Annotated in this window: 19 protein-coding genes and 1 riboswitch; of the genes, 9 read left to right on the top strand and 10 right to left on the bottom strand. The window is 68.7% G+C overall.

All coding sequences use genetic code 11. From position 1 onward, the window contains the following. Nucleotides 1–16 precede the first annotated feature (16 nt). From murG to thiC, 9 genes are all read left to right on the top strand, one after another. On the top strand, nucleotides 17–1,087 hold the full coding sequence (murG, locus tag AC1RDS_RS09655; RefSeq protein WP_348683344.1) for an undecaprenyldiphospho-muramoylpentapeptide beta-N-acetylglucosaminyltransferase: 1,071 nt from the start codon (nucleotides 17–19) through the stop codon (nucleotides 1,085–1,087). Beyond that, on the top strand, nucleotides 1,084–2,514 hold the full coding sequence (gene murC / locus AC1RDS_RS09650) for a UDP-N-acetylmuramate--L-alanine ligase (protein ID WP_492226878.1): 1,431 nt from the start codon (nucleotides 1,084–1,086) through the stop codon (nucleotides 2,512–2,514). The genes murG and murC overlap by 4 nt, the downstream gene beginning before the upstream one ends. Beyond that, nucleotides 2,514–3,527, top strand: coding sequence for a D-alanine--D-alanine ligase (locus tag AC1RDS_RS09645; protein ID WP_287877117.1), 1,014 nt, complete (start codon nucleotides 2,514–2,516; stop codon nucleotides 3,525–3,527). Before murC ends, AC1RDS_RS09645 begins: the two co-directional genes overlap by 1 nt. After that, nucleotides 3,524–4,315 (top strand): cell division protein FtsQ/DivIB, encoded by a 792-nt coding sequence (locus tag AC1RDS_RS09640; RefSeq protein ID WP_092697650.1) that lies wholly within the window; start codon nucleotides 3,524–3,526, stop codon nucleotides 4,313–4,315. The genes AC1RDS_RS09645 and AC1RDS_RS09640 overlap by 4 nt, the downstream gene beginning before the upstream one ends. A gap of 50 nt (nucleotides 4,316–4,365) precedes the next feature. Next, complete coding sequence (gene ftsA, locus AC1RDS_RS09635; protein ID WP_026436629.1) at nucleotides 4,366–5,595, top strand: cell division protein FtsA; 1,230 nt, start codon at nucleotides 4,366–4,368, stop codon at nucleotides 5,593–5,595. A gap of 148 nt (nucleotides 5,596–5,743) precedes the next feature. Then, complete coding sequence (gene ftsZ / locus AC1RDS_RS09630) at nucleotides 5,744–6,985, top strand: cell division protein FtsZ (RefSeq protein ID WP_092697651.1); 1,242 nt, start codon at nucleotides 5,744–5,746, stop codon at nucleotides 6,983–6,985. Nucleotides 6,986–7,269: 284 nt separating this feature from the next. Continuing rightward, on the top strand, nucleotides 7,270–8,193 hold the full coding sequence (lpxC, locus tag AC1RDS_RS09625) for a UDP-3-O-acyl-N-acetylglucosamine deacetylase (RefSeq protein WP_092697652.1): 924 nt from the start codon (nucleotides 7,270–7,272) through the stop codon (nucleotides 8,191–8,193). 129 nt (nucleotides 8,194–8,322) lie between these two features. Next, nucleotides 8,323–8,499, top strand: a complete 177-nt coding sequence (locus AC1RDS_RS09620) for a hypothetical protein (protein WP_167544066.1) — start codon at nucleotides 8,323–8,325, stop codon at nucleotides 8,497–8,499. Nucleotides 8,500–8,541: 42 nt separating this feature from the next. Further along, a riboswitch (TPP riboswitch) is annotated at nucleotides 8,542–8,661 on the top strand. A 110-nt stretch (nucleotides 8,662–8,771) separates the two neighbouring features. Then, nucleotides 8,772–10,664 carry a phosphomethylpyrimidine synthase ThiC gene (thiC, locus tag AC1RDS_RS09615; protein ID WP_092697653.1) on the top strand — a complete coding sequence of 631 codons (1,893 nt, stop codon included), beginning with the start codon at nucleotides 8,772–8,774 and terminating at the stop codon, nucleotides 10,662–10,664. A gap of 177 nt (nucleotides 10,665–10,841) precedes the next feature. On the opposite strand, the gene AC1RDS_RS09610 is transcribed toward thiC, so the two are convergent. From AC1RDS_RS09610 to gspG, 10 genes are all read right to left on the bottom strand, one after another. Continuing rightward, entirely contained in the window at nucleotides 10,842–12,230 is a 1,389-nt protein-coding gene (locus tag AC1RDS_RS09610; RefSeq protein ID WP_092697654.1) for a GspE/PulE family protein, read from the bottom strand. Between the two features lie 12 nt (nucleotides 12,231–12,242). Next, nucleotides 12,243–14,492, bottom strand: a complete 2,250-nt coding sequence (gene gspD, locus AC1RDS_RS09605) for a type II secretion system secretin GspD (RefSeq protein ID WP_287877107.1) — start codon at nucleotides 14,490–14,492, stop codon at nucleotides 12,243–12,245. Nucleotides 14,493–14,496: 4 nt separating this feature from the next. Continuing rightward, on the bottom strand, nucleotides 14,497–15,312 hold the full coding sequence (gene gspN / locus AC1RDS_RS09600; protein WP_287877105.1) for a type II secretion system protein N: 816 nt from the start codon (nucleotides 15,310–15,312) through the stop codon (nucleotides 14,497–14,499). 27 nt (nucleotides 15,313–15,339) lie between these two features. Then, complete coding sequence (locus tag AC1RDS_RS09595) at nucleotides 15,340–15,882, bottom strand: type II secretion system protein M (RefSeq protein WP_092697656.1); 543 nt, start codon at nucleotides 15,880–15,882, stop codon at nucleotides 15,340–15,342. Further along, nucleotides 15,879–17,141, bottom strand: a complete 1,263-nt coding sequence (gspL, locus tag AC1RDS_RS09590; RefSeq protein ID WP_287877103.1) for a type II secretion system protein GspL — start codon at nucleotides 17,139–17,141, stop codon at nucleotides 15,879–15,881. The genes AC1RDS_RS09595 and gspL overlap by 4 nt, the downstream gene beginning before the upstream one ends. A 62-nt stretch (nucleotides 17,142–17,203) precedes the next feature. Beyond that, a complete protein-coding gene (gene gspK, locus AC1RDS_RS09585; protein WP_159433773.1) occupies nucleotides 17,204–18,202 on the bottom strand; it encodes a type II secretion system minor pseudopilin GspK in 999 nt (332 codons plus the stop codon). Further along, a complete protein-coding gene (locus AC1RDS_RS09580) occupies nucleotides 18,199–18,876 on the bottom strand; it encodes a PulJ/GspJ family protein (RefSeq protein WP_092697688.1) in 678 nt (225 codons plus the stop codon). Before AC1RDS_RS09580 ends, gspK begins: the two co-directional genes overlap by 4 nt. A gap of 16 nt (nucleotides 18,877–18,892) precedes the next feature. After that, on the bottom strand, nucleotides 18,893–19,252 hold the full coding sequence (gene gspI, locus AC1RDS_RS09575) for a type II secretion system minor pseudopilin GspI (RefSeq protein WP_092697658.1): 360 nt from the start codon (nucleotides 19,250–19,252) through the stop codon (nucleotides 18,893–18,895). Further along, nucleotides 19,249–19,638, bottom strand: a complete 390-nt coding sequence (locus AC1RDS_RS09570) for a type II secretion system protein GspH (protein ID WP_348683376.1) — start codon at nucleotides 19,636–19,638, stop codon at nucleotides 19,249–19,251. The genes gspI and AC1RDS_RS09570 overlap by 4 nt, the downstream gene beginning before the upstream one ends. A gap of 157 nt (nucleotides 19,639–19,795) precedes the next feature. After that, nucleotides 19,796–20,236 (bottom strand): type II secretion system major pseudopilin GspG, encoded by a 441-nt coding sequence (gspG, locus tag AC1RDS_RS09565; protein WP_208859699.1) that lies wholly within the window; start codon nucleotides 20,234–20,236, stop codon nucleotides 19,796–19,798. Between the last annotated feature and the right edge of the window lie 55 nt (nucleotides 20,237–20,291).

Raw genomic sequence — 20,291 nt, 5'->3', positions numbered from 1 at the left:
TGCGTGGAGGCCGCGTATGAGCGCGCAGAAAACCGCCTTGATCATGGCCGGCGGCACCGGTGGCCACATCTTCCCTGGCCTCGCCGTGGCCGAGGAGCTGCGCACGCGTGGCTGGCGCGTGCACTGGCTGGGCGCGCCGGGCAGCATGGAGGCGCGCATCGTGCCCACGCACGGTTTTTCGCTGGAACTCATCGATTTCTCGGGCGTGCGCGGCAAGGGCCTGGTCACGCTGGCCTTGCTGCCGCTGCGCCTGCTGCGTGCCTTCTGGCAAGCCCTGCAGGTGGTGCGGCGCGTGAAGCCCGACGTGGTGGTGGGCCTGGGCGGCTACATCACCTTTCCGGGTGGCATGATGGGCGTGCTGGCGGGCAAGCCGCTGGTGCTGCACGAGCAGAACTCGGTGGCTGGCATGGCCAACAAGGTGCTGGCCGGCGTGGCCGAACGGGTGTTCACCGCATTCCCCAACGTGTTCAGGAAGGGCCAGTGGGTGGGCAACCCCCTGCGCACCGCCTTCACGCAACAGCCGGGCCCGGCGGAACGTTTTGCGGGCCGCACCGGCCCCCTGCGCCTGCTGGTGGTGGGCGGAAGCCTGGGCGCGCGCGCGCTCAACGAAATCGTGCCGCAAGCCATTGCGCTCATGCCTGCTGCACAACGCCCCGCCGTGCTCCACCAGAGCGGGGCGACGCAGATCGATGCGCTGCGCGCCAACTACGCCGCGGCTGGGGTGGAGGCGGAACTGACGCCTTTCATCGACGACACCGCCAGCGCGTTTGCGGCGGCCGACATCATCGTCTGCCGCGCGGGTGCCAGCACGGTCACCGAGATCGCTGCCGTGGGGGCCGCGTCCATCTTCGTGCCCTTCCCGTCGGCCGTGGACGACCACCAGACCACCAATGCGCAGTTTCTCGTGAATGCGGGCGGCGGCTGGCTGGTGCAGCAGCGCGACCTCACGCCCCAGGGACTGTCTGAAATGCTATTGAAATTGGAGCGATCCATGCTTGCGGATGTGGCGCTCAAGGCCCAAAAAATGCAAAAAATCAACGCCACGCGCGAAGTGGTGACAGCCTGCGAGGAGCTCGCCGGATCATGAAACACGCGATTCGCCACATCCATTTCGTCGGCCTGGGCGGCGCCGGCATGAGCGGCATCGCCGAGGTGCTGTTCAACCTGGGCTACCGCATCTCGGGCTCTGACCTGGCCGACAGCGCCACACTGCGCCGTTTGCAAGCGCTGGGCATCCAGACCTGCCTGGGCCATGCGGCGGCCCACATCGAAGGCGCGGACGCCGTGGTCACCTCCACCGCCGTCACGGCCGACAACCCCGAGGTGCTGGCTGCGCGCGAGAAGAAGATTCCCGTGGTGCCCCGCGCGCTCATGCTGGCCGAACTCATGCGCCTCAAGCAGGGCATCGCCATTGCCGGCACGCACGGCAAGACCACTACCACCAGCCTGGTGACCAGCGTGCTGGCCGAGGCGGGGCTCGATCCCACCTTCGTGATCGGCGGGCGCCTGAACAGCGCGGGCGCCAATGCCAAGCTGGGCAGCGGCGACTACATCGTGGTGGAGGCCGACGAGTCCGATGCGTCCTTCCTCAACCTGCTGCCCGTGATGGCGGTGGTGACCAATATCGACGCCGACCACATGGAGACCTACGGGCACGATTTCGGCCGGCTCAAGAAGGCGTTCATCGATTTCCTGCACCGCATGCCTTTCTATGGCACCGCCATTCTGTGCGTGGACAGCCCGGCGGTGCGCGACATCCTGCCCAGCGTGACCTGCCCTGTCACCAGCTACGGCTTCTCCGAGGATGCCCAGGTGCGCGCCATCAACGTGCGGGCCGATGCCGGCCAGATGCGCTTCACGGTGCAGCGGCGCAACGGCGTCTCGCTGCCCGACATGGAGGTGGTGCTCAACCTGGCGGGCGAGCACAACGTGCTCAACGCCCTGTCGGCCATCGCGGTGGCCGTGGAGCTGAACATTCCCGACGACGCCGTGCAGCGCGCGCTGGCCGGCTTCAAGGGCGTGGGGCGGCGCTTCCAGCGCTATGGCGACTTGCCCGCCAAGGGCGGTGGCCAGTTCACCGTGATCGACGACTACGGCCACCATCCCGTCGAGATGGCCGCCACGCTGGCGGCGGCGCGCGGTGCCTTCCCCGGACGGCGCCTGGTGCTGGCCTTCCAGCCGCACCGCTACAGCCGCACGCGCGACTGCTTCGAGGATTTCGTCAAGGTCATCGGTTCGGCCGACGCCGTGCTGCTCACCGAGGTGTACGCCGCCGGCGAAGCGCCCATCGTCGCGGCCGATGGCCGCTCGCTGGCGCGCGCGCTGCGTGTGGCGGGCCGGGTGGAACCACTTTTTGTCGACAGCGTGGCCGACATGCCCCAGGTCATTGCCGACAACGCCAAAGACGGCGACGTGGTGATGTGCATGGGCGCGGGGACCATCGGTGCCGTACCCGGGAAAATCGTTGAAATGCTACAAAATAATGAGCTACTGTCGCAGACAGGGAAAGCGTAATGAATACATTTGGTTCCAATATTGATGCGCGTGCACTGGGCAAGGTGGCGGTGCTGATGGGCGGCGCGTCGGCCGAGCGCGATGTGTCGCTGATGTCCGGCCGCGGCGTGCTGCAGGCACTGCGCTCGCGCGGCGTGGATGCCCACGCGTTCGACCCCGCGCACAGCGATCTGGGCGAACTCCAGCGCGGCGGCTATGACCGTTGCTTCATTGCCCTGCACGGGCGCCATGGCGAAGACGGCACGGTGCAGGGTGCGCTGGAATTGCTGGGCATTCCGTACACCGGCCCTGGCGTGATGGCGTCCAGCATGTCGATGGACAAGATCATGACCAAGCGCATCTGGCGCGCCGAAGGGCTGCCCACGCCCGACTGGCGTCTCGTGGCCAGCGCCGAGGAAACCGCGCAGGCCCTGCAGGTGCTGGGCACGCCCATGATTGTCAAGCCGGCGCGCGAGGGCTCGACCCTCGGGTTGACCAAGGTCTCCACGCCCGAGGCGTGCGCGCAGGCCTATGCGCTGGCGTCGCGCTACGACCCCGAGGTGCTGTGCGAGCAATTCATCGAGGGCGACGAAACCACCTGTCCGGTGCTGGGCGAAGGCGCCGGTGCCTATGCCCTGCCGGTGATCCGCATCGTCGCACCCCAGGGCAACTACGACTACCAGAACAAGTATTTCACCGACGACACGCAATACCACTGCCCGAGCGGCCTGCCCGAAGCCGAGGAGCGCGAGATCCAGCGCCTGGTGGTGCAGGCCTTCCGTTCGCTGGGCTGCCGTGGCTGGGCGCGGGCCGACATCATGATCCGCGCCAGTGACCGCAAGCCCTTTTTGCTGGAAATCAACACCTCGCCGGGCATGACCGGGCATTCGCTGGTGCCCATGTCGGCCCGCGCCCTGGGCATCAGCTACGAAAACCTGTGCGTGGGCGTGCTCGCCACGGCCACGCTGGACACGCCGCCGGGCGCCACGCTCAGCCCCGCGCAAGGCCAACCGCAGGAGAACACCGCGCCATGAACCAGTCGCTGCCCGCACCGCTGGACGTCAAGCTCATGAACCTGACCGCATCGGTCCTGTTCCTGTGCTGCGTCCTGCTGCTGCTGGCAGCGGGGACGCGCTGGGTGTTGCGCTACCCCGGTTTTTCGGTGGCGCGCATCGTGGTCCAGGGGGAGCTGGTGCACAACAACGCCGTGACCTTGCGGGCCAACGTAGCGCCGCAGCTGGTGGGCAACTTTTTCACCATCGACCTGCGTGCGGCGCGCGCCGCCTTCGAGCAGGCGCCCTGGGTGCGCAAGGCCCTGGTGCGGCGCGAATTCCCGCGCGGCCTGCGGGTGGTGCTGCAGGAACACGATGCCGCCGCCTACTGGGGGCCCGACACGGGCGCGGCACTGGTCAACCGCGAGGGCGAGGTGTTCGAGGCCAACGTGGGCGATGTGGAGCAAGAAGGCTTGCCCCGCCTGATGGGCCCCCAGGGCAGTTCGGCCGAAGTGCTGCGGATGCATGGCTTGTTGCAGCCGGTGTTCGAGCCGCTGGGCATGGCGGTGGAGGCGCTGGAGCTGACGGGGCGCGGTGGCTGGCGCGCCACGCTCGACAGCAACGCCGTGCTGGAGCTGGGGGGCGGCACGCCGCAGGAGGTGGTGGAGCGCACGCAGCGCTTCACCCGCACGCTGACGCAGGTGGCGGCGCAATACCGGCGCCGCGCCGACGCGCTGGAGTCGGCCGACCTGCGCCATGCCGGGGGCTACGCGCTGCGCCTGCGCGGGGTGACGACCGTGACCGCGGAAGCGGCCGCAAAGAAGAAATAGCCGCGGGGAGCGGCCGCGACTGGACAGGACAACGAAGGGCAGACACTGATATGGCAAGAGAATACAAAGACGTGGTGGTGGGGCTGGACATCGGCACGGCCAAGGTCATGGCCGTGGTGGCCGAGGTGCTGCCCAATGGCGAACTCAAGCTGGCTGGCCTGGGCGTGGCGCCGAGCAATGGCCTCAAGCGCGGCGTGGTGGTGAACATCGATGCCACGGTGCAGAGCATCCAGCAGGCGCTGAAAGAGGCCGAGCTGATGGCCGACTGCAAGATCCAGCGCGTCTATACCGGCATCACGGGCAGCCATATCCGGGGGCTCAACTCCAGCGGCATGGTGGCCGTGAAGGACAAGGAAGTCACTGCTGCCGACGTGGCGCGCGTGGTCGAGACGGCCAAGGCCATCAACATCAGCAGCGACCAGCGCCTCTTGCTGGTGGAGCCGCAGGAATTCGTGATCGATGGCCAGGACGTGAAAGAGCCCATCGGCATGAGCGGCATCCGCCTGGAGGCCAAGATCCATATCGTGACCGGCGCCCAAAGTGCCGCCGAGAACATCATCAAGTGCGTGCGCCGCTGCGGCCTGGAAGTCGAGCAGCTCATGCTCAACCCGCTGGCCAGCAGCCAGGCCGTGCTGACCGACGACGAGCGCGAACTCGGTGTGGTGCTGGTGGACATCGGCGCCGGCACCACCGACGTGGCCATCTTCACCGGTGGCGCCATCCGCCACACCGCCGTGATCCCGATCGCCGGCGACCTGATCACCAGCGACATCGCCATGGCGCTGCGCACGCCCACCAAGGACGCCGAGGACATCAAGGTCGAAAGCGGCTACGCCAAGCAGTTGCTGGCCGACCCCGAGGCGCAGGTGGAAGTGCCCGGCCTGGGCGACCGCAGCCCGCGCATGTTGTCCAAGCAGGCGCTGGCCGGCGTGATCGAGCCGCGTGTCGAGGAGATCTTCTCGCTGGTGCAGCAGGTGGTGCGCGAGTCGGGTTACGAAGAAGTGCTGTCCTCGGGCATCGTGCTCACGGGCGGCAGTTCGGTGATGCCCGGAATGATCGAACTGGGTGAAGACATTTTCCTGAAGCCCGTGCGCCGCGGCATCCCCAAGTATTCCAGCGCCCTGTCGGACATGGTGGCCCAGCCCCGTGCCGCCACCGTCATGGGCTTGCTCGAAGAGGCCCGGCTGGCGCGGCTGCGTGGCTTCAAGGTGGCGCAAAAGAGCGGGTCGATGAAGACCGCGTTCGGGCGCTTCAAGGATTTCATCGTGGGGAATTTCTGACCATGAAATATCCACTCTGGTTAGCGCGGGGAAGCCCTCATCTCCTGCCGCGTGAGCGATGGCGATGTACCGGACCGCCATGCTCTTCCACCCAACTTCCTTTTCCCATTTGGCAATTGCATACGAATCTAGCACCAGGAGCTCCAACATGACCATCGAAATGATCGAAGCCGAAGAATTCAACCAGGGCACCCAGATCAAGGTGATCGGCGTGGGCGGTGGCGGCAGCAATGCCGTCGAACACATGATTGCCCGCAGCGTGCAGGGCGTGGAGTTCGTCAGCGCCAACACCGACGCGCAGGCGCTCACCCGCAGCTCGGCCCATCGCACCATCCAGCTGGGCCAGAGCGGCCTGGGCGCGGGCAGCAAGCCCGACAAGGGGCGGGACGCTGCCGAGGCGGCGGTGGACGACATCCGTGCCGCCATCCAGGGCGCCCACATGCTGTTCATCACCGCGGGCATGGGCGGCGGCACGGGCACCGGCGCAGCGCCCGTGATCGCGCGCGTGGCCAAGGAAATGGGCATTCTCACCGTGGGCGTGGTCACCAAGCCCTTCGACTGGGAAGGCGGCCGCCGCATGACCAATGCCGACAACGGCCTGGCCGAACTCGAAGCCAATGTCGATTCGCTGATCGTGGTGCTCAACGAGAAGCTGCTCGAAGTGCTGGGCGATGACATCACCCAGGACGAAGCGTTTGCGCATGCCAACGACGTGCTGAAAAACGCCGTGGGCGGCATTGCCGAGATCATCAACGAATACGGCCATGTGAACGTCGACTTCGAAGACGTGCGCACCGTGATGGGCGAACCCGGCAAGGCCATGATGGGCACGGCCACCGCCAGCGGCCCCGACCGCGCCCGCATCGCTGCCGAGCAGGCCGTGGCCTGCCCGCTGCTCGAAGGCATCGATCTGTCGGGCGCCAAGGGCGTGCTGGTGCTGGTGACGGCCGCCAAGGGCAGCCTGAAACTGTCCGAGTCGCGCCTGGCCATGAGCACCATCAATGCCTACGCATCGCCTGATGCGCATGTCATCTACGGCGCCGCCTACGACGACAGCCTGGGCGACGAGATCCGCGTCACCGTGGTGGCCACGGGCCTGTCGCGCCCCAACGCACGCCGCCAGCCCATTTCGGTGGTGCAGGGCGGCCTGCGCACCGGCACGGACAACATGGCCTACCAGATGCCCATGACTGTTGGCGGTGGCATGGGCGGTGCCGTCGGGGTGGCCGGTGGCATGGTCGGTGGTTCCCAGGCCGATTACGGCGGCATGTCGGTGCCCAGCGTCTGGCGCACCAACCGCACGCAGGCGGCCGCCCGCGTGGATGCGCTCTCGTCGGGTGGCATGGACGATCTGGAGATCCCGGCTTTCCTGCGCAAGCAGGCGGATTGATCCGGTCCATCCCCCTGAGCGGCTGCGCCGCTCGGGGCAGCCCCCAGAGGTGGCTGCTCTTCGGGACCGTCCAAACCTGCGCAGGCAGGCTTGGAGCCGCGGCCCTCAGCCCCTTCTCTCGCCTCGCCACGCGCTCCGGGAAGGGGGACGAGGCCCTCGCTGCGGGGCGGCCCTTGCTCGGCATCCCTGGTACGTGTTGCGCCGGTCTCGGCCACTCCGTTTTCTATCAGGGTCATAGTTGAGACGGTGCCGTGATCAACGGGTCGGCCCACTAAAATCTACCCATGCTTCAGCAACGCACCCTCAAGACGATCACCCGCGCTGTTGGCGTGGGGCTGCACAGCGGCCAGCGGGTCGAGTTGACCCTGCGGCCGGCACAGCCCGACACGGGCATCGTGTTTCGCCGCGTGGATCTGCCCCAGCCCGTGGACATCCCCATCTGCGCGACGGCGGTGACCGATACCCGCCTGGCATCGACCATTGGCACGGGCAATGCCAAGGTGCACACCGTGGAGCACCTGATGTCGGCCTGCGCCGGCCTCGGCATCGACAACCTGTATGTGGACATCACGGCAGAAGAGGTCCCCATCCTCGACGGTTCCTCGGCATCGTTTGTCTTTCTGCTGCAAAGCGCAGGCATAGCGTTGCAGAACGCGCCGCGCCGCTTCATTCGCGTGACCCGGCCGGTCGAGGTGCGCCAGGGCGAGGGGGCCGCAGCCAAATGGGCAAGGCTCACGCCCTACCATGGCTACAAGCTCAGTTTCGAGATCGATTTCGATCACCCGGCGGTCGACTCCACGGGCCAGCGGGTCGAGTTCGACCTGGGGACCGGCAACTACAGCCGTGACATTGCGCGCGCGCGCACCTTTGGCTTCACGCGCGACGTGGAAATGATGCGCTCCAGCGGCCTGGCGCTGGGCGGCGGGCTGGACAACGCCATCGTGATGGACGACTACAAGGTGCTCAACAGCGACGGCTTGCGCTACGACGACGAGTTCGTCAAACACAAGATCCTTGACGCCATGGGCGACCTGTACCTGGTTGGCAAGCCCCTGCTGGCTGCCTACAGTGCCTTCCGTTCGGGCCACGCCATGAACAACCTGCTGTTGCGCGAGCTGCTGGCGCAGCGCGACGCCTGGGAAGAAGTGACGTTCGAGGACGAGCGCCAGGCGCCCAGCGGCTTCCTGCAACCCGCGCGGGCCTGGTGAATATGAGATCCCCCCTGAGCCGCTTCGCGGCTTCTCCCCAGGGGGAAGATACCCTCGCTGCGGGGTGGCCCTTGCCTGGCGTCCCTGGCTTGCGCTGCGCAAGTTTTCGCCGCGCAGGGAGTCGCTGAAATGCTGCTGTTTCGCTGGCTGGCCATGGCACTGCTGCTGGCGGCAGCGGTTTCCTTTGCGTTCTATGCCGGCACGGGCCAGGCGCGCTACAAGCGCTTTGGCCTGGTGGTGCTGAAGTGGACCCTCATCGCGACGGTCTTTTTCTTTGCCGTGCTGTTCATCGGGCGCCTGGCATGAAAACCGGCACGGCAGCAGCCGCCGCCGCGCTGGCCTATACTCGCGCCTGCTCCGGGGTGTGCTGATGCACTGAGATGCGGAGGCCTGAAATGCGGGCCCAGACGCGAACCCGACGAACTTGATCCGGTTCATTCCGGCGGAAGAAGAGCCGATCCCTCCATGCCCCATGCCAGCTGCCTGGCGCGGGCGCCATGCCCCAGCTGTCCCGTGCAGCTGCGGGGGAGCAGGTCCATTCCGGAGCAGCCCCGCCACCGGAACCAGGAGACTGCCCCATGAATGCCCCCGAACCTGTCGCCCGCGAGAAATTCGCCGAACTGCTCGCCCTCACCCGCGAACCATTCCCTGCCTCGCGCAAGGCCTACATCCCCGGCCAGCTGCACGCCGATCTGCGCGTGCCCGTGCGCGACATTGCGCTGACCAACGGCGAGCAGGTCAGCGTGTACGACACCTCGGGCCCCTACACCGACCCGAACGCCGTGATCGATGTGCGCCAGGGCCTGGCCAGCGTGCGCGGCGGCTGGATCACCGGCCGCGGTGACGTGGAGCACTACGAAGGCCGCGCTCCCGTGGCGCTGGACGACGGGCAAAAGAGCGAGGACGCCACCCGCCTGGCCCAGCTGCGCGCCGAAGCCGCTGCCCTGCAGCGCAAGCCGTTGCGCGCCAAGGCTGGCGCCAACGTCACGCAGATGCACTACGCACGCAAAGGCATCATCACCCCCGAGATGGAGTACGTGGCCATCCGTGAAAACGGCAAGCGCGAGTGGATGCAGCAGTACATGGCCGACGCAGGCCGTGAGCAGCGCCTGATGGGCAACCCCATGGGCGCGAGCATCCCGCGCATCATCACGCCCGAGTTCGTGCGCGACGAAGTGGCCCGGGGCCGCGCCATCATTCCCGCCAATATCAACCACCCCGAGGTGGAGCCGATGGCGATTGGCCGCAACTTCCTGGTCAAGATCAACGCCAACATCGGCAACTCGGCCGTCACGTCGAGCATTGAAGAAGAAGTGGAAAAGCTCGTGTGGGCGATCCGCTGGGGTGCCGACAACGTGATGGACCTCTCGACCGGCAAGAACATCCACACCACGCGCGACTGGATCGTGCGCAACTCGCCCGTGCCGATTGGCACCGTGCCTATCTACCAGGCGCTGGAGAAGGTGGGCGGCATCGCCGAAGACCTGACCTGGGAAATCTTCCGTGACACGCTGATCGAGCAGGCCGAGCAGGGCGTGGACTACTTCACCATCCACGCCGGCGTGCGCCTGGCCTACATCCACCTCACGGCCCAGCGCCGCACGGGCATCGTCTCGCGCGGGGGCTCCATCATGGCCAAGTGGTGCATGGCGCACCACCGCGAGAGCTTTTTGTACGAGCACTTCGAGGACATCTGCGACATCATGAAGGCGTACGACGTGTCGTTCAGCCTGGGCGATGGCCTGCGCCCCGGCTGTGCTTCGGACGCCAACGACGAAGCGCAGTTCGCCGAGCTGCACACCTTGGGCGAACTCACCCAGATCGCCTGGAAGCACGACGTGCAGACCATGATCGAAGGCCCCGGCCATGTGCCCATGCACATGATCCAGGCCAACATGACCGAGCAGCTCAAGACCTGCCACGAGGCGCCGTTCTACACCCTGGGCCCGCTGACCATCGACATCGCGCCGGGCTACGACCACATTGCGTCCGCCATCGGCGCGGCCATGATCGGCTGGATGGGCACGGCCATGCTGTGCTACGTGACGCCCAAGGAGCACCTGGGCCTGCCCGACCGTGATGACGTGAAGCAGGGCATCATCGCCTACAAGATCGCCGCCCACGCGGCCGACGTGGCCAAGGGCCACCCCGGCGCCCGCTCGCGCGACGATGCACTCTCCCAGGCGCGCTTCGACTTCCGCTGGCAGGACCAGTTCAACCTGGGCCTGGACCCCGAGACGGCCAAGGAATACCACGACGAAACCCTGCCCAAGGACTCGGCCAAGGTGGCGCATTTCTGCTCCATGTGCGGCCCCAAGTTCTGCTCGATGAAGATCACGCAGGAAGTGCGCGACTTCGCTGCGCAGAAGGGGGTGGCCGAGGCCGAGGCGCTGGCGGCGGGCATGGAGACCAAGGCCGAGGAGTTCCAGCGCGGCGGTGGCAGCCTGTATGTGCCGATCCAGCCGGTCTGACGGTTGCTACTAAAAAGAGCTTCTGGCGCTTTCTGTATAAGCGCTGGACGCTCTTTTTGGCGAATGGCGCTTATGCCGTAGGTGCTTGCCGCTGTTGAACATGTCGCATTGCACGCCCGAACTTCCCGTGGCGGTACCGGGGTCCAACGGCGCCGGCCACCGGCGCGCACCTGGCGATCAGTCCCTCGTCACCCGCACCACTTCTTCGCGGCTGGTGATGCCGGCGGCGATCAGGCGCTCCCCGTCGTCGCGCATCAGCGCCATGCCGTTGGCCAGTGCCGCGGCGCGGATGTCGGCCTCGGAAGCCTGGCTGTGGATTTGCGCGCGGATGGTGTCATTGGTCACCAGCATCTCGAACACCCCCGTGCGGCCCGCGTAGCCGGTCTGGCCGCAGGCGTCGCAGCCCTGGCCGGCGCAGTGGGGGCAGATCTTGCGCACCAGGCGCTGGGCCAGCACGCCCAGCAGGGACGAACTCAGCAGGAACGGCTCCACGCCCATGTCGGTCAGGCGCGTGACGGCGCTGGCGGCATCGTTGGTGTGCAGCGTGGCCAGCACCAGGTGGCCCGTGAGCGAGGCCTGAATGGCGATCTGCGCGGTTTCGAAATCGCGGATCTCGCCGATCATGATGATGTCCGGGTCCTGGCGCAGAATGGCGCGCAGGGCTTTGGCAAAGGTCAGCTCGATCTTGCTGTTGACCTGGGTCTGGCCCACGCCGGGTAGTTCGTACTCGATGGGGTCTTCCACCGTCATGATGTTGTTGCGCGTGGCGTCGAGTCGGCTCAGCGCGGCATACAGCGTGGTGGTCTTGCCCGATCCCGTGGGGCCGGTCACCAGCACGATGCCGTGGGGCTGGGCGATCAGGCTGGTGAAGCGCTGCAAGGTGTCCCCCTGCATGCCCACGGCTTCGAGGCTGATCTTGCTTTCGCTCTTGTCCAGCAGGCGCAGCACGGCGCGCTCGCCATGGGCGCTGGGCAGGGTGGACACGCGCACATCGATGGCCCGGGTACCCAGGCGCAGGCTGATGCGACCGTCCTGCGGCAGGCGCTTTTCGGAAATGTCGAGGTCGGCCATGATCTTCAGGCGCGAGATCAGCGCTGCGTGCAGCGCGCGGTTGGGCTGCACCACCTCGCGCAGGCTGCCGTCCACGCGAAAGCGCACGCTGGAATGGCGCTCGTAGGGCTCGATGTGGATGTCGCTGGCGCCATCGCGCGCGGCCTGCGTGAGCAGGGCGTTGAGCATGCGGATGATGGGCGCGTCGTCTGCCGTTTCCAGCAGGTCCTCCACGGCGGGCAGCTCCTGCATCATGCGCGAGAGATCGGCGTCGGATTCGACCTCGCTCACCACCGTGGCGGCGCTCGATTCACCCTGCGCATAGGCGGCGCTGATGCGCTGGGCCAGGCCATGGGCGTCGAGCGGCAGCAACTGCTGCACGGGGTGCTTGCGCAGCACCTCCGACAGCGCGCTGGCATTGGGCTGGGGGCCGTGCCACAGCACCAGCTGCTGGCCGTCGTCCTCCAGCAGCAACTGGGCGGTGCGCGCAAAGGCATAAGGCAGGGGATGGCGCATGGTGGTGCCGCCTCAGGGTGCGCTGACGGGAGCGGGTTCGTACGACGCGGGCGTGGGTGCGGGCGGTGTGGCTTCGGGGCGCAGCGCGGGCAGTACCGGGGCCGCCGAGACCGAGCCCATCACGGCGCTGGGCGCGGGTTGCGCGACCTGCTGCAGCGCACGGATGGCTTCGTAGCGGTCGAGCATCAGCGCATCGCTGGCGGCGGCATCGCGCACTACCACGGGGCGCAAAAACACCATCAGGTTGGTCTTCTTGCGCGAGCGGTTCTCGCTGCGGAACAGATTGCCCAGCACGGGGATGTCCCCCATCAACGGCACCTTGTCCTCGGCCTGCTGGTAGCTGTCTTCCAGCAGGCCGCCGAGCACGATGATGCTGCCGTCCTCGACCAGCACGTTCGATTCGATGGAGCGCTTGCTGGTGGTGGGGCCGTTCACGTCCTTGAGGGTGTTGCCGTCGATTTTGGAGACCTCCTGGTAGATGGCCATCTTGACGGTGCCGTTCTCGTTGATCTGGGGGCGCACGCGCAGCATCAGACCCACGTCCTTGCGCTCCACGGTGGTGAAGGGATTGACCGAGTTGTTGCCGGTGGTGTTGGCGTACGAGCCCGTGACGAAGGGCACGTTGTTGCCGATGACGATGCGGGCCTCTTCGTTGTCCAGCGTCATCAGGTTGGGGGTGGAGAGCACATTGGCATCGCCGCTGTTTTGCAAGAAGTTGGCCAGCGCGCCCAGGTAGTACTGGCCGTTGACGCGCGGCGCCAGTGCAATGTTCAGGCCCCCGCCCAGCGATGCCAGGGCCGTGGCGCTGCCGGTGGCAATGCCGGCGGCCAGGCCCAGGATGTTGCCGCCCGACACCGCCGAGTTGGTGCCGATGGCGCCCACCACGCCGTCGCCCTTGCTGCCCAGCACGCTCTGCCACTGGATGCCGAACTCGGCCAGCTTGCTGGCCGTGACTTCCACGATCAGGCTTTCCACCAGCACCTGCGCGCGGCGGCCGTCGAGCTTGTCGATCACGGCGCGCAGCTGCCGGTACTGGGGCTCGGGCGCGGTGATGATGAGCGAGTTGGTCGTGGGGTCGGCCTGGATCTGCCCGCCGGTGGAGGGCTGGTTGCCGCTGGCGCTGCTGCTGGAGCCCGCGCCCGCACCCATGCCCAGGCCGCCGCCGCCGCTGCCGGCGCCCAGCCCGGCGCTGTTGCCGGCGCTGCTGGTGCCGGCCGTGCCGGAGGACGCCACCGTGGTGGACAGGCCGCTCGTTCCCGCAGAGCCCGACGACACGGCGTTGCCGCCCCCCGTGGCCGAGATGGCTGCGCGCAGCGTGGTCGCCAGCTTGGTGGCATCGGCATTCTTGAGGTAGACCACATGGATGTTGCCGCTGGCCGCGCTGCTGCCGGGCACGGGCGGCTGGTCGAGCTTGTCCACCAGCGCGCGCACCTGGGCCACGCGGGCCGGGTTGGCGGCGCGCAGGATCAGCGAGTTGCTGCGCGCCTCGGGCAGCAGCGTGGTCTTGAACGAGGTGTCGGTCTGGCCCTGGGCCGCGGCCGGGCCGGCTGCGCCGCCACCATCGATGAGCCGTGCCACCAGCGGCGCCAGGTCGGCGGCCACGGCATTCTTGAGCGGGATCACCTCCACATCGCTGGCGTTCGAGACATCCATGGCCGCCACGATGCGCGCCAGGCGCTGCAGGTTGTCGGCGTAATCGGTGATCACCAGCGAGTTGTTGCCGGGGTTCACGTTGATGGTGTTGTTGGGGCTGATCAGCGGGCGCAGCACCGGCACCAGGTTGGCCGCGTTCTCATAGTTGAGCTTGAAGATCTGCGTGACGATCTGTCCGCCGCCGGGTCCCGCCGCACCGCCCCGCGAAACGCTCACGCTGCCGCCCTGCAGCTTGGCATCGGCCTCGGGCACCACCTTGTACAGGCCGGCGGACTCGACCACCGTGAAGCCCTGCAGCCGCAGCGCCGCCAGAAATTGCTGGAAAGCGGCCGCAGGCGTCACGGCCCGCTCGGTGATCAGCGTGAGCTGGCCTTTCACGCGCGGGTCCACCACCACGTTGCGGCCGGTGATGGTGGCCATGGTGCGGGCCACGGCCTCGATCTCGGCGTTGGCGAAGTTCAGCGTGACGGGCTCGCCCGGGCGCACGCTGCTGGTGCCGGTTCCTATCGCCGTTTGGGCATGAACTGGACCGCTTGTGCATACCAAAAAAGCGCATGCAGCTATTGTGTTGATAGCAAATTGCAGTCGGGGTGAAAGATTGGAAGTCATAGCGTCAACCCACGGTGATGATGGAGCGCGCGCCATTGCGCCGTCCGATGATGTTCAGAAGATTGGCCAGGGCCGCCTCGCGCTCGGGCGTGGCGCTGGCCTCGCCGGTAAAGCGCAGGCGCTGGCCCACCCATTGGCCGCTGCCGTTCAGCTGCAGGTCGCCATCGAGTGTGTTCAGGGTGAGCGTGGGCACTTCGCCGCCCTGCAGCACGAGCCGGTAGCTGCCCATGGGGCGCAGGGTGGACAGGCGCGAGGACATGGCCCGCGCGTCCAGTTGCGCCGTGCCCGCCAGTACCAGGCGGCCTGCGGTCCACAGGGCTTCGAGGCCCCGGGTCTGCAGGGCCAGCTGGCCCTGGGGTTGCAGGGTGTTCCAGGGTGTTCCCAGGCCGGTCAGCAGGCCGGCGGGGAACTGGCTCTGGCCATCGGCGATGGCCAGGCGTGCGCCGCCCCAGCGCGCGTCCATGCGGGCCTGCAGGGGCGCAGCCATGCAGCAGGCGGCGTGCACCTGGGCGTGCAGGCCGGTCCAGCGGGGGCGCAAGCGCCACTCCAGGCGCCCGGGCAGGGCGGTGCGGTCCTGGCTGGCGCCGCCGCCGGTCAGCACCAGCTGGGCCGACCCGGTCCACACGGTGCCGCGCGCCTGGGCCAGCAGCACTTGCCCCTGGCTGGCGCGGTCCACCGCCCCGGCCAGCCACTGCGCCGGCGCAAAAACCACCAATGCCGGCAGCACACCCGCGAGCACGCCGGCCGCAGCCCAGCCCCAGGGCGCGCGCGGGGCTGCCTTGGCGGTGCGCCGGGGCCGGGAACGCTGGGGAAGGGACACGTTGCGGAACACGGAAGTGGCAACCGGTCAGCGGGCTGGCAGGAGCAGCACCAGGCTGCCATCCCAGCGCGGTGCGGCTGCAGCGGGCCCATTGCCGAGGGGGGTGGGGGCCGCAGGGCTGGCTGCTGGCGCGCTGCGTGCGAGGCGGGCCTCGACCGGCACCGCCAGCGCATTGCTGCGCGCCTGGGCCAGCCATGGGGCCAGGGCGTCGGCGGGCGCACCCTTGAGCGTGATGGTGGCGCGGTCGCCCGCCAGCGTGAGCTGGGCCGTGGCGCCCAGGCGCTCGGTCAGCGTGCCGCGCAGGCTGGCCACGGCATCGCCGGGGGCGCTGCGGGGTGCGGCCTGCAGTTGCAGGGCTTCGGCCTGCAGGCTTTGCATGCGCTGCAGCTGGGCATCCAGGGCCGCATGGCGCGCGGGGGCCGTGCGCAGCGTGGCCAGGGCTGGCGCCAGGGCCACCCACCACAGCAGCGCCAGGGCCACCACGGCGCCCGCGGCCAGCAGCAGGTTCTGCTCGCGCGGGGCCAGGGCCTTCCAGCGGTCTTGTACGACGGTGTGGAGGGGGGTGTTCATGGTGTGGTCTCCGGGCGCAGCAACAGGCTGCCGTCGTCCAGGCGGGCACTGTAGCCTGCCGCTTGCAGCCGGGTGGCCAGGGCCGCCTGCTCTTCGGCCGTCAGCGTCACGCCGCGCAGGCGCAGCTCGCCCGCGGTGTATTCGAGTGCATTGGGCAGCTGGCCTGCGGGCAGGGCAGCGCCTGCCGCCGCGAGCAGGGGCTCCAGGTCGCGCGGCGACACGCTGCCGGCGGCCTGGCGCAGCGTGGCCAGTTCGCGTTCCATCTGCACGGGGGCATCGACCACCACCTGCACCTTGGGAAAGGTCTGGGTGAGCGCATTGCGCACACCCGCCTGCTTGGCGGCGAGCGCACCGCGCTCCTGCCAGGCCCATGCGTTCAGGCCCACCAGATGGGCGGCGGCCAGCAGGCCTGCGCCCCAGCGTGCCGCGCGCCACTGCGGTGCATGCAGAAAGGCGCTGGCGGCGCTGCCAGCCTTGCGCAGGGCACGGGTGCGCCCGGTGCTGGCTAGGTCGAACTGCGCCAGGTCCCAGTCGCTGCGCGCCGCATCGAGTGCGCGCTGGCTGGTGGTGTGCAGCACCACCGACCGGCCCAGCGTGCGCTCGGCCAGTGTCGCCACGGCGGGCTCGGCGCGCACCGGCGGCATCGCTTCGTCGGGGTCTCCGGGACGGGGGGCCGGGCCGATCAGACCCAGTGCCGCAGCGGACAGGGGCAGCACGGCCACGCCCTGATCGGGTCCGTGGCCGCAAACCACAAGCTGGGCATCCTCGGGGCTGCCCAGCGCAAACAGCTCGGGCCCGCCGCTGGCGGTGGGGCCCGGTGCAAATTCGGGCACCACGCGCGCGACGCGCCGGCCTGCGGCCTCCAGTGTCTGCAGCGCTTCGCGCAGCCAGGCCCGGTCGCACACGGCCACCCATACCGGCTCGCCAGCGCGGGCACCCGGTTGTAGGGCAAAGTGCAGCTGGGAAGGTTCGTCGAGCAGCTGGTCTTCCAGCAGGCCTTCGAGCACCGAGCGCAGGCGCGGTGTCTGCTGGCTCACCCCCAGCGGCACACCCTGGGGCAATTGCACGCGCTGCCACGACAGCGCCGCTGCCGGCACCACCGCCACCACCTCGCCGCCCGGCCGGGCAGGCTCGGGCAGCAGCGGCGCCGGGGCGCTGGCGTGGCGAAGTGCGGTGTGGCCGTCGGCGGTCAGCGTGTAGCTGTAGGCGGTGGCGGACCCGGAAGGTGCCTGGGGCAGGAAAAGGATCAGGGTGCTCATGGGCGGGATTTGCGGGCCATTTTAGGGGGCAGAGTTGACAGTGCTGCGTGCGGCAAGGCCGCTCAGCGCGCCGCAGCGGTCGCGCCTGCGCTGTCAAAAGCGCCGCGTTCGCGCCACAGCGTGGTGACGGTGGTGCCCTGGCGCATCACCAGCGAGCGTTCTTCCACCACGCTGGAGCCCAGGCGCAGGCGTCCGCGCACCTCGAAGTAGCGCGAGGCGATGGCATGGTCGTCGGCGTTCAGCGCAATGCTGGCGCCCAGCTGGTCGGAGGCATCGGTCAACGCCCGGAAATGGCGCGCCTGCCGGGCCTGCACCAGCTTTTGCGCGTCCGCCATGTCCAGCCCGTCGATCGCGGCCAACAGCACATCCACGTCGGCCGTGTTCAGGTTCACCGGGGTGCGCACCGGCAACAGCGTGACATGCGGCGCCAGCACGGCCAGTGTGGCGGGGGGCAGGCCCAGCCAGCCCAGCTGGGCCAGGGTCGGCGGCAGCAGGGGCGCGCTGCTGTTGGCGCCCTGGCTGGCCTTGGCTTCGCGCAGGCCCTGCACCAGCAGGCTCAGTTGCTGCGCAGGCAGGCCCAGGCGCTCGAACAGGCGAGAAAACTGGCGCAAGGCGCCTGCGTTGACCTTGTCGCCATCGATCAGGTTGCTCAGGTTCAGCCGCCCCTGCAGGTCGGTGATCTGGCCGGACAGAAAGGCGTCGGTGGTGTCGGTGCTGGCGTCGTCCACCTGGGTCATGTTGCGGTCGGCCGCCAGAAAGGTGGACAGGCGCGCCTCCTGCAGCGGCACGGCCCAGGGTTCGGCCAGGTGGTCGGCACCGCCGGTGATGCCGTCCTCGCGCAGGATCAGGCGCGACCAGTCGAGCGCGCCCACCAGAATCCAGGCCGACTGCAGCCGGGCGCGTTCGGCCGTTTCGACCTCGACCGCGCGCCACTGCTGCCACAGGGCGGCGGCGGCAAAGGTGGCCACCAGCGTCACCGTGAGCATGGCCGCCAGCAGGGCCGCACCGCGCTGGCGGGCCGGGCCTGCGGCGTTGTGCAAAGAGCCGGTGCGGTGCCTCATGACTTGCCGCCGCCCAGCACCGGGTTGACCCAGTCGCGCGTGATCTGCCCTGCCAGAGCCTGGCCCGGGCTGATGGTGATCTGCAGGCGCACGCCATCGGGCAGCGCGGCGTTGGCCTCGCCGGGCGCGCTATTGCCGCTGGACTGCGGGTTCGACCAGGCGCCGCCGCGGTAAAAATAGATTTGCCAGTTGTCCAGGGGCAGCAGCACCACTTCCCTGCGCCGCTCGGCTTCGCCGGGGTTGCCGGCCCACTGGGCCGCCTGCTGCCAGGCCTGTTGCCAGTCGGCATGGGTGCGCACCGGGGGCGATTGCCAGCGCAGCCAGTGGCTGGCGCCCTGCACATCGCGCCGGGTCCAGGCCACCACCAGGGCGCCTTCGTCGGGCCGGGCGCTGCTGCGCCGCGTCATGCGCAGCACCTGGCCGTCCCAGTTCAGCGGCGTGGTGTAGGGCACGGACACGATGGCGTCCAGATCCGCGCCCCACTGCGCGAGCGCGGCCTGCACCACCAGCAGTTCATCGGCCCGCTGGCGTGTCGTCTCTTGCGCCCGCGCCATGCCGTCCAGCCCGCGCCACCCCAGGATGGCCATCAGCGCCATGATGGCAATGGCCACCAGCAGCTCGATCAGGGTGAAGCCGTTGGGAGAGCGTGCGCGGCGCGCGCCCCAGTGCGTCATGCCAGCCATTCCCATATCAATATCTGCCCACGATGGTGGACAGGCGAAGCACGGAGTTTTCGCCATCGAACACCTGCGCATCCACGCGCCGGAAACTCGGGTTGGGCGTGGGCCGCACGATCACCGCCACATCGAAGCGCCGCCCCGCCTGCTCGCAGGGCTGGCTGCTGTCGCCCACCCCCGGCATCTGGCGCGACAGGCGGGCCTTGACCAGTTCGTTCTCGGCGCAGAGCTGGGCCAGCACGATGTCCGATTGCCGCAGGGCATTGCGCGTCAGCGCCGTGGTGGCCTGCAAGCCCGCCAGAAGGGCAATGGCCACAATGGCCAGCGCCACCAGCACCTCGACCAGGGTAAAGCCCTGTTCTGGCGTTTTCATGGCAGTGGCTCCACCGCGAAAGGCCGCAGGCCGTCGGTGGCCACGCGCAGCGTGCGTTCGGGGTGGGCCTGGTGGGTCAGCAGCACCTGCTGCGGCCCGATCAGCGGCTCGGGCCCCAGTTGCAGGGTGGCGGGGCCGCGCACCGTGGTGCCGGCATCCAGCCACCGGGTGGGAAGCGTGCCGGCGGGCAGGCCCTCGAACCGGAAACCCTGCGCATCGGCGCGCCAGCGTACCGGCACGCCCGTGCCGCGCGACTGGGCCCGGCCAGATTCCAGCAGGGCCGCCAGCCGTGCCGCTTCGCGCTCCAGCTGCGTCTGCCCGCCGTCGCGCAGCGCCAGGCTGACGCCCGCCGTGGCCAGTGCCATGATGCTGATGACCACCAGCAATTCCAGCAGGGTAAAGCCCCCCTGAGCCGCTGCGCGGCTCGCGCTGCGCGCGGGAAGGGGGACGGCGCCAGTGGCCTGGCAAAGCCAGTTCCACGGCGTCCCTGGCCGGGGGCGCGCCGGTTTCATGGGCCTGGGATGCGTGGGGAAAGAAGACCGGTCACTGCCAGCTGCCGATATCCGCGTTCTTGCCCTCGCCGCCCGACTGACCATCGGCACCGAACGACATCACGTCGATCTCGCCCTTGATGCCGGGGTTCAGGTACTGGTAAGGGCGGCCCCAGGGGTCGTTGGGCAGCTTTTCGAGGTAGGGTTTCCAGTTGCCGGGGATGGGGGCGGCCGTGGGCTTGGCGACCAGCGCCTGCAGGCCCTGTTCGGCCGTGGGGTAGCGCTGGTTGTCCAGGCGGTACAGCTTGAGCGCCTGCATCACATTGGTGACGTCGGTGCGGGCGGCGGTGCTGCGCGCATCGTCGGCGCGGTCGAGCACGTTGGGCACGATCAGCGCGGCCAGCACGCCGATGATGACCAGCACCACCATCAGCTCGATCAGGGTGAAGCCCCGCGCAAGGTGCGTGGCCAGGCGGCTGCGGGCGGGGCGCAGGGGGAGGGTGGAGGATTTGTTCACTGCAGGCGGTCTCGGGAGGGTCGGATCGCGT

Source organism: Acidovorax sp. GW823-FHT02H02 (genome assembly GCF_058797075.1).
Note: the sequence above shows the minus strand (reverse complement) of the source record. Positions and strands in the feature narration are given on the sequence as shown.